This is a genomic window from Klebsiella sp. CD33 (assembly GCF_051992865.1).
In the GTDB taxonomy this organism is placed as follows: domain Bacteria; phylum Pseudomonadota; class Gammaproteobacteria; order Enterobacterales; family Enterobacteriaceae; genus Klebsiella; species Klebsiella pneumoniae.
Genome location: NZ_CP197023.1, coordinates 2,466,986 through 2,479,951, shown reverse-complemented (window position 1 = coordinate 2,479,951; position 12,966 = coordinate 2,466,986). Strand labels below are relative to the sequence as shown.

12 protein-coding genes are annotated in these 12,966 nt (G+C 62.3%); 7 read left to right on the top strand and 5 right to left on the bottom strand.

From position 1 onward, the window contains the following. Window positions 1–70: 70 nt before the first annotated feature. From ACR809_RS12335 to ACR809_RS12325, 3 genes are all read right to left on the bottom strand, one after another. Window positions 71–1,414, bottom strand: coding sequence for an ATP-binding protein (locus ACR809_RS12335; RefSeq protein WP_122051288.1), 1,344 nt, complete (start codon window positions 1,412–1,414; stop codon window positions 71–73). Continuing rightward, complete coding sequence (locus ACR809_RS12330) at window positions 1,411–2,151, bottom strand: response regulator (RefSeq protein ID WP_004180014.1); 741 nt, start codon at window positions 2,149–2,151, stop codon at window positions 1,411–1,413. The genes ACR809_RS12335 and ACR809_RS12330 overlap by 4 nt, the downstream gene beginning before the upstream one ends. An 86-nt stretch (window positions 2,152–2,237) precedes the next feature. Continuing rightward, window positions 2,238–3,230, bottom strand: a complete 993-nt coding sequence (locus ACR809_RS12325) for an alpha/beta fold hydrolase (protein WP_004180015.1) — start codon at window positions 3,228–3,230, stop codon at window positions 2,238–2,240. 243 nt (window positions 3,231–3,473) lie between these two features. Between ACR809_RS12325 and ACR809_RS12320 the strand changes: the two genes are divergently transcribed. The 7 genes from ACR809_RS12320 to pqqF all read left to right on the top strand — a co-directional run bounded on the left by ACR809_RS12320 (window position 3,474) and on the right by pqqF (window position 10,126). Next, on the top strand, window positions 3,474–4,493 hold the full coding sequence (locus ACR809_RS12320; RefSeq protein WP_004891758.1) for a dipeptidase: 1,020 nt from the start codon (window positions 3,474–3,476) through the stop codon (window positions 4,491–4,493). A 136-nt stretch (window positions 4,494–4,629) separates the two neighbouring features. Next, complete coding sequence (gene pqqA, locus ACR809_RS12315) at window positions 4,630–4,701, top strand: pyrroloquinoline quinone precursor peptide PqqA (RefSeq protein ID WP_002905689.1); 72 nt, start codon at window positions 4,630–4,632, stop codon at window positions 4,699–4,701. A 54-nt stretch (window positions 4,702–4,755) separates the two neighbouring features. Further along, complete coding sequence (gene pqqB / locus ACR809_RS12310; RefSeq protein WP_004148467.1) at window positions 4,756–5,682, top strand: pyrroloquinoline quinone biosynthesis protein PqqB; 927 nt, start codon at window positions 4,756–4,758, stop codon at window positions 5,680–5,682. Continuing rightward, the gene (pqqC, locus tag ACR809_RS12305) at window positions 5,676–6,431 is read left to right on the top strand and encodes a pyrroloquinoline-quinone synthase PqqC (RefSeq protein ID WP_004143685.1); all 756 of its coding nucleotides are present in this window, start codon (window positions 5,676–5,678) and stop codon (window positions 6,429–6,431) included. The genes pqqB and pqqC overlap by 7 nt, the downstream gene beginning before the upstream one ends. Window positions 6,432–6,433: 2 nt before the next feature. After that, the gene (gene pqqD, locus ACR809_RS12300) at window positions 6,434–6,712 is read left to right on the top strand and encodes a pyrroloquinoline quinone biosynthesis peptide chaperone PqqD (protein WP_004143686.1); all 279 of its coding nucleotides are present in this window, start codon (window positions 6,434–6,436) and stop codon (window positions 6,710–6,712) included. Further along, a complete protein-coding gene (gene pqqE, locus ACR809_RS12295; RefSeq protein ID WP_004184158.1) occupies window positions 6,699–7,841 on the top strand; it encodes a pyrroloquinoline quinone biosynthesis protein PqqE in 1,143 nt (380 codons plus the stop codon). The genes pqqD and pqqE overlap by 14 nt, the downstream gene beginning before the upstream one ends. Then, complete coding sequence (gene pqqF, locus ACR809_RS12290) at window positions 7,841–10,126, top strand: pyrroloquinoline quinone biosynthesis protein PqqF (RefSeq protein WP_122051287.1); 2,286 nt, start codon at window positions 7,841–7,843, stop codon at window positions 10,124–10,126. The genes pqqE and pqqF overlap by 1 nt, the downstream gene beginning before the upstream one ends. Here the strand turns inward: pqqF and ACR809_RS12285 are convergent. Together ACR809_RS12285 and mrdA are read right to left on the bottom strand one after the other, a co-directional pair. Further along, window positions 10,123–10,860 (bottom strand): glutamine amidotransferase, encoded by a 738-nt coding sequence (locus ACR809_RS12285; RefSeq protein ID WP_122051286.1) that lies wholly within the window; start codon window positions 10,858–10,860, stop codon window positions 10,123–10,125. The two genes, pqqF and ACR809_RS12285, sit on opposite strands and share 4 nt — an antisense overlap. A gap of 112 nt (window positions 10,861–10,972) precedes the next feature. Then, entirely contained in the window at window positions 10,973–12,883 is a 1,911-nt protein-coding gene (mrdA, locus tag ACR809_RS12280) for a penicillin-binding protein 2 (protein ID WP_002905759.1), read from the bottom strand. Between the last annotated feature and the right edge of the window lie 83 nt (window positions 12,884–12,966).

The window sequence follows — 12,966 nt, the reverse complement described above, 5'->3', positions numbered from 1 at the left end:
AGTGGCAGCCACGACATTACAGCAAGGCCATGTAAGGCGAATGTGTCGGGAAAGGGGGAGAATTGTCGGCTTAGTTATCCGTCTTTCCCGGAGATACAACAGGATACAATCCCGCCGCGGCAAGGCGAACGCTGGCGTCCAGGCCGCCCTGCGGGCGGTTGGCCAGGCGCAGCGCGCCGTCCATCTGGCTGACCAGCTGCGCGGCGATCGCCAGCCCCAGGCCGGTGCCGCCGGTATCGCGATTGCGCGAGTCCTCCAGGCGATAAAACGGCTGCAGCACCGCCTGCAGCGCGGCCTCGGGGATCCCCGGCCCCTCATCCAGCACATGAAGGGTGATATCCCCCACGGCGTCACGGGTCAGGGTTACCGTGGCCGTCGTACCGAATTTCAAGGCGTTATCGATAAGATTGGTCATCACCCGGCGCAGAGCCTGCGGCGGGATCCACACCACCCCGGCGGTCTCTTCGGGACAAAACTGGACCGGCCGGCCGACATCGGCATAATCGCAGACGATGGTGTCGAGAAACGCATCGAGATTCAGCCGCTGTCGCGCCTCCTCCAGCGGCTGCGAGGTGCGGGCGAAGGCGATGCCCTCCCGCACCAGACGGGTCATATTGTCGAGATCCTGCAGTAGCTTATCGCGCAGTTCCGGCTGGTCGGCCATCTCCACCCGCAGCTTCATTCGGGTTATCGGGGTTTGCAGATCGTGGGAGATGGCGGCAAGGATCCGCGCTCGCTCCTGCAGATGATCGTGGATGCGCGCCTGCATCGCGTTAAACGCGCGGGCGGCGCGACGCACCTCCTCCGGCCCCTGCTCGGCCATAGTTCCCGCCGTGTCGCTGGCCGGCTCCAGGGCATTTACCGCGTGGGTAAAGCGGGAGATGGGCAGCAATACCTGGCGAACCGCGTACCAGGCGCAGGCCAGCAGGAGGACAAACTGAGCGATCAGCACCACCGGCAGCCAGCGGGCGATGGCCGGTAGTTTCGGCCACAGGTCGAGGGTCAACGGCGCGCCGTCGTGAAGGGTAATATGGGCCTGAATATGCTGCCGCGGGCCGGGGATCGCCACAATACTTACCGGATACTGCGCGCTCAGCGCCTCCTGCAGGGAGCGCGCTGCGTCCCGGGCGCGCCAGCTGTCCGGGTAATCGCCGCGCTCCCCGGCGTCCAGCAGATAGCGATAATTGCCGCGCGCCAGCTTCGGCAGCCATTGTGGCCGCTCAGCGGCCGGCAGGCGGTCAAGGATCGCCACGCTGGTGGCGACATCGGAAGCCAGATTCCCCAGCATCACGCTGCGAGCGCTGCTCATACGCTCATAAAACAGCAGCGACAGGGTTAAGGTATTCGCCAGCAGCAGCGCCAGAAACAGCAGCGCCATCAGCCTCGACTGCAGCGAGGCGGGCCAGAACCTCATTCATGCCTCTCGCGAATGGAGACCGGCACCGACAGCACATAGCCTTCGCTGCGCACCGTTTTAATGTAGGCCGGCTCGCGGGCATCCTCCCGTAGCCGTTGGCGCAGTCGGCTCACCAGCAGGTCAATCGACCGCTCAAACAGTTCCGCGTCGCGTCCCTGGGTCAGATTGAGCAGCTGATCGCGGTTCAGCACCCGCTGGGGATGGTCGAGAAACACCCGCAGCAGCCGATACTCCGCCCCGCTGAGGGCGACAATCGCCCCGCTGTCGTCAAGCAAATGGCGAGCGGCAGTGTCGAGCAGCCAGTCGCCAAAGGCGATCAGCCTGCCCGCCTCGGTGATCTGCAGGTTGGGCGGCAGCGCCCGGGTGCGGCGTAAAATGGCTTTGATGCGCGCCAGCAGTTCGCGGGCCACAAAGGGCTTAATCAGATAATCGTCAGCCCCCATTTCCAGGCCGAGGATCCGGTCGCTGTCATCGGTGCGGGCGGTGAGCATCAGCACCGGGATATCCTGCTGCGGGTTGGCGCGCAGCTGGCGACAGAGCGTTAAGCCATCCTCGCCCGGCATCATAATATCCAGCACAATCAGGTCAATTTGATGGTTTTTGAGTACCGACCACATGGCTTTGCCGTTCGCCGCGCCGCTGGCGCGATATCCCGATTTTTCCAGATAGTCGACAATCAGTTCCCGGATGTCGCGGTCGTCGTCGACGACCAGGATGTGGTCAATACGCTCCAAAGGCTGCTCCTGCGGCAAAATAAACTCTTCACAAGCATAAGCCGTGTTGCCGGAAGCGCAACGTCGCGCCGCCGGCAAGGCGCGGGTTACAAACGATCGGCGTCCACCACCGCCTGCACAAACGCCGTCGGATCCTCCTGCGGCGGGTTATGGCCCACCGCTCCCGGCAGATCCCGGTGCTCATATTTACCGGTAAATTTGGCACGGTAGCTGGCGGGAGCCGGATGCGGCGCGCCGTTATTCGCCCCTTCCAGGGTGATGGTGGGCACGGTTATCGGCGGTAGCGCCGCCAGCCGTTGTTCATAGCCGGCATACTTCGCTTCCCCTTTCTCCAGCCCCAGGCGCCAGCGGTAGTTGCTGATGGTGATCGCCACATGGTCCGGGTTATCCAGCGCCCGGGCGGTTTTGGCAAAGGTCGCGTCGCTGAATTGCCACTGCGGCGACGCCTGATGCCAGATAAATTTCGCAAAGTCGTGGGTGTTTTGCCGGTAACCGGCCTCCCCACGCGGGGTGGCAAAATAGAATTGATACCACCACGACAGCTCAGCCTGCGGCGGCAGCGGTTTTTCGCCAATCTGCTGACTGCTGATCAGATACCCGCTCACCGAGACCAGGGATTTCACCCGCTGCGGCCACAGCGCGGCGACGATATCCGCCGTGCGCGCGCCCCAGTCAAAACCGGCCAGATCCGCCTGCCTGATGTTAAGGGCGTCCATCAGATGGACAATATCGGCCGCCATCGCCGACGGCTGACCGTTACGCGGCGTGCTGGCGGAGAGGAAACGGGTCGTGCCGTAGCCACGCAGATACGGCACGATCACCCGGTAACCCTTCTGCGCTAGAGCCGGCGCCACCTGGGCATAGCTCTGAATATCGTAGGGCCAGCCGTGCAGCAGGATCACCGGCTGGCCGTCGCGCGGGCCGATATCCACGTAGCCAATATTCAGGTCGCCGGCGCGGATCTGCTGGATCTTGTCGAACGCCCCCGCGTCTTCAGCGGCGCAAACGGCGGCGGACCACAGGGTGGATAACCCCAGCGCCACGGCGCTGGTATAGCGGATCAGGGATAATCTGTTCATCGTTTTCTCACCTTTTATCGTCATCAAGAGAGTACGTGACCAGTAAAACGGAAATTTGTATCCGCCATGTGCCCGACCGGGGCCATTTTTATCTCTTAATGTCAGCGCTGCGCCGCGAGATACAGTGTGATACAAAGTCGAGGTTGGCAATTGTTGCGGGCATGTGAATTTATGCTTGCCCCGGGAGATAAATCCGTTACCGTGGCAGGCATTTTTCACCACTTGAGAACGCAGGAACCCGCTATGGCGATTTTTGATGGTCACAATGACCTGCTGCTGAATCTCTGGCTTCACCATCGCGCGGATCCGGTGAGCGCCTTCTTTGCCGGGATAGAGAACGGCCATCTCGACTATCCGCGCATGCTGCAAGGCGGATTTGCCGGCGGGCTATTCGCGCTATTCGTGCCACCGCAGGAATATATTGCCCGTATGACGCCGCAATACGCCAGCCAACGATGGGATCCGATCGATATCCTCTGGCAGCAACTGGCCATCCTGAAGCAACTTATCGCCCACTCCGCTGGACGCTTGAGATTGTGTCTGAGCGCGGCGGATATCGAGCGCTGCCGCGAGAATAAGGTACTGGCGATGGTGGCGCATATTGAGGGTGCCGGAGGTTTTGATGGCGAGGGCCGCGACCTGCAGGCCTTTTATGCCGCCGGGGTCCGCAGCATTGGTCCGTTCTGGAATATTGCGAACCGCTTCGGCAGCGGCGTTAACGGTTCGTTTCCCGGTAGCCCGGACACTGGGCCTGGACTGACAGCGGCAGGTATCGATCTGATTAAGCAGGCCAATGCCTTGAAGATGCAGATGGACGTGTCTCATATGAATGAAAAAGCGTTCTGGGATACCGCCCATCACTCGACGTCACCGCTGGTGGCCACCCACTCCAATGCCCACGCCCTGTGCCCGCAGCCGCGCAATCTGACCGACCAGCAACTGCGGGCGATCCGCGACAGCGGCGGCGTGGTGGGCGTCAATTTCGGCAATGCTTTCCTGCGCGCCGACGGCCGGCGCGATAGCGACACGCCCTTAACCACCATTGTCCGGCATATCGACTATCTTATTAACATAATGGGTGAGGATCATGTGGCCCTTGGCTCGGATTTTGACGGCATCACCCTGCCGGACGAGCTGGGCGATGTGGCCGGCTTACCGCGGCTTATCAATACGTTGCGCGCTAGCGGCTATGATCAATTGGTGCTGGATAAGCTGCTGTGGCGTAACTGGCTACGGGTATTAAAAAATGTTTGGCAACAATAGGTTATATTGTAAACATAAAGTTAATTCCTTACAGATTCCGGGTTGATCTCTCTCCCGGTGAAGCGCAATATGCGGCAGCCGTCACAGATCCACCATTATCCGTGAGGCCTGTAGTCATTTTTAAGAGGAACAAAACATGTGGAAGAAACCTGCTTTTATCGATTTACGTCTCGGTCTGGAAGTGACGCTGTACATTTCTAACCGTTAATCGCCCCGCCCGCCGTTCGCGCGGGCACCTTCATTCATTACCCGGTCCGTCTTCATGTTCATTAAAGTCCTCGGTTCCGCCGCCGGCGGCGGTTTCCCGCAATGGAACTGCAACTGCGCCAACTGTCAGGGTCTGCGCGATGGCACCATTCAGGCTGCCCCCCGCACCCAGTCGTCAATTATCGTCAGCGACAACGGTAAAGAGTGGGTGCTGTGCAACGCCTCGCCGGATATCAGCCAGCAGATTGCCCATACCCCCGAGTTAAATAAAGCCGGCGTACTGCGCGGAACGCATATCGGCGGCATTATTCTCACCGACAGCCAGATCGACCACACAACCGGGTTGCTGAGCCTGCGGGAAGGCTGCCCACATCAGGTCTGGTGCACCCCGGAGGTTCATGAGGATCTCTCCACCGGCTTCCCGGTGTTTACCATGCTGCGGCACTGGAACGGCGGCCTGGTGCATCATCCCATCGCTCCGCAGCAGCCTTTTACCGTTGACGCCTGTCCTGATTTGCAGTTTACCGCGGTGCCTATCGCCAGCAACGCGCCGCCCTATTCGCCGTATCGCGACCGGCCGCTGCCGGGTCATAACGTGGCGCTGTTTATCGAAAACCGCCGCAACGGGCAGACGCTGTTCTATGCCCCGGGGCTGGGTGAGCCGGATGAAACCCTTCTGCCGTGGCTGCAAAAAGCGGACTGTCTGCTGATCGATGGCACCGTCTGGCAGGATGACGAGCTGCAGGCCGCCGGCGTCGGGCGCAATACCGGGCGCGATATGGGCCACCTGGCGCTCGGCGATGAGCACGGGATGATGGCCCTGCTGGCCTCCCTGCCGGCAAAACGCAAAATTCTCATTCATATTAATAACACCAACCCGATCCTTAACGAGCAGTCTCCCCAGCGCCAGGCGCTAACGCAACAGGGGATCGAAGTGAGCTGGGACGGGATGGCAATCACCCTTCAGGATACCGCATGCTGATCACTGACACGCTGTCGCCGCAGGCCTTTGAAGAGGCTCTGCGGGCTAAAGGCGCCTTCTACCATATTCACCACCCTTACCACATCGCCATGCATAACGGCGACGCGACCCGCGAGCAAATTCAGGGTTGGGTGGCGAACCGGTTTTATTACCAGACCACTATTCCGCTGAAAGACGCGGCGATTATGGCCAACTGCCCGGATGCGCAAACCCGGCGCAAATGGGTGCAGCGGATCCTCGACCACGACGGCAGCCACGGCGAGGACGGCGGGATTGAAGCCTGGCTGCGGCTGGGGGAAGCGGTCGGTTTAAGCCGCGACGATCTGCTCAGCGAGCGTCACGTGCTGCCCGGCGTGCGCTTCGCAGTGGATGCCTATCTTAATTTCGCTCGTCGCGCCTGCTGGCAGGAGGCGGCCTGCAGCTCCCTGACCGAGCTGTTCGCCCCGCAGATCCATCAGTCGCGCCTCGACAGCTGGCCGCAGCACTATCCATGGATCAAAGAGGAAGGCTACTTTTACTTCCGCAGTCGTCTGAGCCAGGCTAACCGCGACGTTGAGCATGGCCTGGCGCTGGCGAAGGCCTACTGCGACAGCGCTGAAAAACAGAACCGGATGCTGGAGATCCTGCAGTTTAAGCTCGACATTCTGTGGTCGATGCTCGATGCCATGACCATGGCCTATGCCCTGCAGCGCCCGCCCTATCACACGGTCACCGACAAGGCGGCCTGGCACACGACCCGACTGGTGTAATCATGCAGAAAACGTCCATCGTTGCCTTTCGTCGCGGCTACCGACTGCAGTGGGAAGCCGCCCAGGAGAGCCATGTGATCCTCTATCCGGAGGGTATGGCCAAACTCAATGAGACCGCCGCGGCGATCCTCGAGCTGGTCGATGGCCGGCGCGACGTCGCGGCGATTATCGCCATGCTTAATGAACGTTTCCCGGAAGCAGGCGGCGTCGATGACGACGTCATCGAGTTCCTGCAGATCGCCTGTCAACAGAAGTGGATCACCTGCCGTGAGCCAGAGTAAACCCACCGTCAATCCGCCGCTGTGGCTGCTGGCAGAGCTGACCTACCGCTGCCCGCTGCAGTGTCCCTACTGTTCCAATCCGCTGGACTTCGCCCGGCAGGATAAGGAGCTGACCACCGAACAATGGATCGAGGTCTTTCGCCAGGCGCGGGCGATGGGCAGCGTTCAGCTGGGCTTTTCCGGCGGCGAGCCGCTGACCCGTAAAGATCTGCCGGAGCTGATCCGCGCCGCGCGCGACCTCGGGTTCTATACCAACCTGATCACCTCCGGGATAGGGCTGACGGAGAGCAAACTGGACGCCTTCAGCGAGGCCGGGCTGGACCATATCCAGATTAGCTTCCAGGCCAGCGATGAAGTGCTCAACGCCGCGCTGGCCGGCAACAAAAAAGCCTTCCAGCAGAAGCTGGCCATGGCCAAAGCCGTGAAAGCGCGCGACTACCCGATGGTGCTCAACTTCGTTCTCCACCGGCACAACATCGACCAGCTCGATAAAATTATCGAGCTGTGCATTGAGCTGGAAGCCGATGACGTTGAGCTGGCCACCTGCCAGTTCTACGGGTGGGCGTTTCTTAATCGCGAAGGGCTGCTGCCGACCCGGGAACAGATCGCCCGCGCCGAGCAGGTGGTCGCTGACTACCGGCAGAAAATGGCCGCCAGCGGCAACCTCACCAACCTGCTGTTCGTCACCCCGGACTATTACGAAGAGCGGCCGAAAGGCTGCATGGGCGGCTGGGGATCGATTTTCCTCAGCGTCACCCCGGAAGGCACCGCCCTGCCTTGCCACAGCGCGCGCCAGCTGCCGGTGGCGTTTCCGTCGGTGCTGGAGCAGAGTCTGGAATCGATCTGGTATGACTCATTCGGCTTCAATCGCTACCGCGGGTATGACTGGATGCCGGAGCCGTGCCGCTCCTGTGATGAAAAAGAGAAGGACTTCGGCGGCTGCCGCTGCCAGGCCTTTATGCTGACCGGCAGCGCCGATAACGCCGACCCGGTGTGCAGCAAATCCCCGCATCATCACAAAATCCTCGAGGCCCGGCGCGAAGCGGCCTGCAGCGACATAAAAGTCAGCCAGCTGCAGTTCCGCAACCGTACCCGCTCGCAGCTGATCTACCAAACCCGGGACCTGTAATGACGCTGGCGACCCGCACCCTCACTTTGCCGGGCGGCCTGCAGGCCACCCTGGTCCATCAGCCGCAGGCGGATCGCGCGGCGGCCCTTGCGCGGGTCGCCGCCGGCAGCCACCACGAACCGTCGCGCTTCCCTGGGCTGGCGCACCTGCTGGAACATCTGCTGTTTTACGGCGGAGAGCGCTACCAGGATGATGACCGACTGATGGGCTGGGTGCAGCGCCAGGGCGGAAGCGTGAATGCCACCACCCTGGCTCGCCATAGCGCGTTCTTTTTCGAGGTTGCCGCCGATGCTCTGGCTGACGGCGTCGCGCGTCTACAGGAGATGCTGCAGGCCCCGCTGCTGCTCAGGGAAGATATTCAGCGCGAAGTGGCGGTGATTGACGCCGAGTACCGCCTGATCCAGCAGCATGAGCCATCGCGCCGGGAAGCCGCGGTGCGCCACGCCGCCAGCGCGCCCGCGGCCTTTCGCCGCTTTCAGGTAGGCAGCGCCGACGCGCTGGCGGGCGATCTCGCTGCGCTGCAGGCCGCCTTAGGCGATTTTCACCGCACCCATTACGTCGCCCGGCGAATGCAGCTCTGGCTGCAGGGGCCGCAGTCGCTGGAGGCGCTCGGCGAGCTGGCGGCCCGTTTCGCCGCCGGGCTTGCCGCAGGCGAGGCTCCGCCGCCGGCGCCGCCGCTGCGCCTGGGCGAGTTCACTGCACTGCAGCTGGCGGTCTCCAGCCAGCCCGCGCTGTGGCGCTGCCCGCTGATCGCTTTAAGTGACAACGTCACGTTACTGCGCGAGTTTTTGCTGGATGAAGTCCCCGGCAGCCTGATGGCCGGCCTGCGCCAGCGCCGGCTGGCCGGGGATGTGGCGCTGAACTGGCTGTATCAGGATCGGCACCTCGGCTGGCTGGCGCTGGTCTTCGCCAGCGACCGGCCGGAAGAGGTCGACCGGCAGATAACCCACTGGCTGCAGGCGCTACAGCAAACGACACCTGAGCAGCAGCTACACTACTATCAGCTATCCCGGCGCCGCTTTCAGGCGCTGTCGCCTCTCGATCAGCTGCGCCAGCGGGCATTCGGCTTTGCCCCCGGCGCGCCGCCCGCCGGGTTCGCCGATTTTTGCGCCGCCCTGCAGGCCGCCCCGTCGGTCAGCCTGGCCTGTCAAACCGTTTCCCCAGGGGAGCCTGTTGCCACCCAGGGCTTTAGCCTGCCGCTTAGCCGCTGGCGCCGCCGCCCTGAGTCTGACCCGGCGCTGGCGTTCGCTTTTTATCCGCAGGCCGCTGGCGATCTCGTTGCCAAATGCCCGGAGAAAGCCGCGCCGCTGCTCCACCTCCCGTCACCGGGAGATCCGCCGAGGCTCCTGCTGCGACCGCCCTTCTACTGCTCGCCCGATCAGGCCGAGGGGCTGGCGCGTGGGGAACAGCTGCGCCCACTGCTTGCCGCCCTGCGCCATGCCGGGGGACACGGCGAGTGGCATCTGTTCGACGGCAGCTGGCAGTTGACCCTCCAGCTGCCGGAGGCCGGCCGACGGCCGGAGGCGATCCTGCAGGCCATCCTGCGGCAGCTCGCGCTCCCGGTCGCCTCGCCGACCCCACCGCCGGAAAGTATCGCTATCCGTCATCTCATGGCTCAACTCCCCGAACGGCTGGGTACATCCGGGCATCAGGAAGGTTGGCTGTCGGCCCTGGCCGGCGGCAGCGCAGAAGATGCGCAGTGGGTAGCGCTTCAGCTGAGCCTGATTACCGCCCCGGTTAATCCGCCGATGCCCGCTCCGGCGCCCTGCCGCCGCGGCGTCGAACGTCTGGTTTATCCGGGAGGCGATACGGCGCTGCTGGTCTTTATTCCGCTGCCGGATGGCGCCTCGCTGGCGGCCCTGCGGCTGCTGGCGCAGCATTGTGAGCCGCTATTTTTCCAGCGCCTGCGGGTGGAGCAGCAGATTGGCTATGTGGTGAGCTGCCGCTATCAGCGGGTCGCCGATCGCGACGGGCTGCTGATGGCGCTCCAGTCCCCGGATCGCCGCGCCGGGGAATTGCTGCGCTGTGGTAAAGACTTTCTGCGCCAGCTGGCCCCCATGGATGAGGCGACCTTCAGACCGCTACAGCAGCGCCTGGCCGCTCAGATCCGCGCCAGCAGGCCGCCAGAGGCGCGGGCGCTGTCCGCCCTGCGTCAGGAGTATGGTTTACCAGAGCTAACGCCGCAGGCGGTTGACGCGCTGCGCGTTGCAGAGGTGGCCGATCTGGCACGCGAAATGACCCGCCGGCGTCGCCGCTGGCAGGTGCTGTTCACGACAGGGGATTAATGGCCGGGGGCATCCGGGGTCAGAAAGGCGCTGACGAAGCGCGTAAGGATCGCCGCGCCCTGCGGGCTCTCCTGCACCTCGTCGTGTAACCGCTGCGCGTCAATACCTTCCGCCTGCAGCACCGCCTCCCGGTGGCGGATCAGCGAACGGGCTATCGGCGCGGTAAATTCCGGGTGAAATTGCGTAGAGACCGCGTGCGGCCCATAGCGCACAATCTGGTGGGTATCGTGGGCGGACGCGGCCAGCACCGTGGCCCCTTCCGGCAGACGAGTCACGGTTTGCAAATGGCTCAGATGCGCAGGAAATGTGGCCGGCAGGCCGATCAGCAGCGGATCATCTATACCCCACGGCGACAGCGTAATGGTTTGGCTGCCGCTTTCCCGCCCGCCAGGATGATACGCCACCTCGCTCCCCAGGGCATGGGCCATCAGCTGATGACCATAACAAACGCCGAACAGCGGCATGTCGATAGCCACCGCCTGCCGGATCCAGTCGGCGGTCCGTTCGCTCCACGCCAAACGATCGGTTACCATCGCCCACGAGCCGGTCAGCACCGCTATGGTCTGGTTATCCGGCGTCGGCAGCGGTTCATCTTCAAACACCCGCACCGTGGTGAGCTGCATCTGCCACGGCGCCAGCAGCGTGCGAAACCAGCGCGGCAGATCGCCATGCGCCTGGCGAATGGCCGTCGGCGGCGTGCCGGTCTGGACCAGCAGTAATCGGTTACGTGTCACCTTTCCTCCTCGCTCCGGGTCATGTTCCCGTAAAACACTATGCCGCCGGGAAGACGATGGGACAAATAACCAATTACTATGGACGATGCGCCTGCGGAATAAGTCCTGTCGCTTACTGGGCATCGGCGCTGTCACGCTGCGGCACATCGGCTGCCGCCGAAGATGCCTGCTGCGGGACAAAAATATGGTCCAGGATGGCGCGCGCCGTCGGTCCGGCCACCACCCCATCCCCGCCGCCGTTCTCCAGAATCAGCGCCATCGCCACCTTCGGATGCTGATAAGGGGCAAACAGGGTGTAGAAGATATGGTCGCGCAGACGCACCGGGATCATTTTGGCGTTATAGGTCTGGTTTTGCTTCAGGCTAAAGACCTGCGAGGTCCCGGACTTCGCCGCGATCTGATACGGCGCAGTATGAAACAGCTTATAGCCGGTGCCGTTGGGCTGATTCGCCATCCCATACATGCCGTTGCGCACAATGCCCCAGTACGGGGATTTCGGGTCACCCACCTGCGGCAGGTTCGCCGGCTGCTGATAACGTTCCACATGGTTGCCCTGCTTCATCGAATAGAGCAGATGCGGATCCTGTACCTTACCATTGTTCAGCAGAGTGGTAAGCGCCTTCACCATCTGGATCGGGGTGGCGATCCAGTACCCCTGGCCGATGCCGACCGAGATGGTGTCCCCCTGATACCAGGGCTTTTTATGCACCCGCTGTTTCCACTCCCGGCTGGGCAGCACCCCGGCGTACTCCTCATTAAGGTCGATGCCGGTGGACTGGCCGTAGCCGAACTTGCTCAGCCATTCATGGATCCGGTCAATGCCCATCTCGAAGGCGACCTGATAGAAAAAGGTATCCGCTGACTCTTCGATGGCTTTAGTCACGTTGAGCATGCCGTGGCCGGTTTTCAGCCAGTCGCGGTAGCGGCGTTGCGTGCCCGGCAGCGTCCACGTCGGCGCCCCGAAGAAGGTGGTGTTCGGGGTGATGACCCCAGCGGAGAGCGCCGACAGCGCCATATAGGGTTTGACCGTCGAAGCCGGAGGATATAGCCCCTGGGTGACGCGGTTGATCAGCGGCCGGTCCGGATTCTCCAGCAGCGATTTATAGGCCTGATAGCCGATACCTTTGACGAACGGATTAGGATCGTAGCTGGGACTGGAGACCATCGCCAGCACGCCGCCATCCCGCGGGTCGACCACCACCACCGCCGCCCGCTGTCCCTTCAGCACCGACTCAATATACTGCTGGAGATGAAGGTCGAGAGTCAGATAGAGGTTTTTTCCGGCCACCGGCGGCACCTCTTTCAGTAGACGCACCACCCGGCCGTGGTTATCCACCTCCACTTCCTGATAGCCGGTGGTGCCGTGGAGCGCTTTTTCATAATAGCCCTCGATGCCCTGCTTACCGATATTGCGGTCGGCGGCGTAGTTCTCCTCTTCGCCGTTTTTCGCCAGCCGCTGCAGATCGCTGTCGTTGATTTTCGACACATAGCCCACCACGTGCGCCAGCTCTGCGCCGTAGGGGTATTCCCGTTGTTGGTAGCTCTCCACCGTCACGCCGGGGAAACGGAATTCGTTGACCGCGAAGCGGGCCACCTCCACATCGCTGAGGTCTGACTTGAGGGTGACCGCTTTGTAGCGGCTGGTGTGGTGCATATCGTCGCGAAAGCTGGCGATGTCATCCGGCGTCAGGTCGACGATAGGCGTCAGCTGCTGCAACAGCGCGGCCATATCGGGAATTTTGCTCGGGATCACCTGCAGGCGATACAGGGTGATATTCTGCACCAGCGGAATGCCGTTGCGATCGAATATCAGCCCGCGGCTGGGGGCGATGGGCAGCATTTTGATGTCGTTCTGGTTTGACCGGGTCTGGTAAAAATCGTGCTGCTCCACCTGCAGATGGTAGAGGTTAACGATCAGCACGCCAAAGCAGACCACCACCAGCAGAAAAGCAATTGCGGCCCGGCGGATAAACAGCATCTCTTCCGCGGAGTGGTCGCGAATTTCGTCTCTCAAAAGGGGCATTAGCGGTACATCACCTGAATCACTGGAAAAGCCAACGGCGTAACGGCCGGGAAGCATAGCCTTATCGCAGCGTCAGCCCTACT

Excerpts from the sequence above, each read along its gene's own strand:
- ACR809_RS12335 (WP_122051288.1), bottom strand. The coding sequence starts at position 1,414 with ATGAGGTTCTGGCCCGCCTCGCTGCAGTCGAGGCTGATGGCGCTGCTG.
- ACR809_RS12325 (WP_004180015.1), bottom strand. The coding sequence starts at position 3,230 with ATGAACAGATTATCCCTGATCCGCTATACCAGCGCCGTGGCGCTGGGG.
- ACR809_RS12320 (WP_004891758.1), top strand. The coding sequence starts at position 3,474 with ATGGCGATTTTTGATGGTCACAATGACCTGCTGCTGAATCTCTGGCTT.
- pqqB (WP_004148467.1), top strand. The coding sequence starts at position 4,756 with ATGTTCATTAAAGTCCTCGGTTCCGCCGCCGGCGGCGGTTTCCCGCAA.
- pqqC (WP_004143685.1), top strand. The coding sequence starts at position 5,676 with ATGCTGATCACTGACACGCTGTCGCCGCAGGCCTTTGAAGAGGCTCTG.
- pqqD (WP_004143686.1), top strand. The coding sequence starts at position 6,434 with ATGCAGAAAACGTCCATCGTTGCCTTTCGTCGCGGCTACCGACTGCAG.
- pqqF (WP_122051287.1), top strand. The coding sequence starts at position 7,841 with ATGACGCTGGCGACCCGCACCCTCACTTTGCCGGGCGGCCTGCAGGCC.
- mrdA (WP_002905759.1), bottom strand. The coding sequence starts at position 12,883 with ATGCCCCTTTTGAGAGACGAAATTCGCGACCACTCCGCGGAAGAGATG.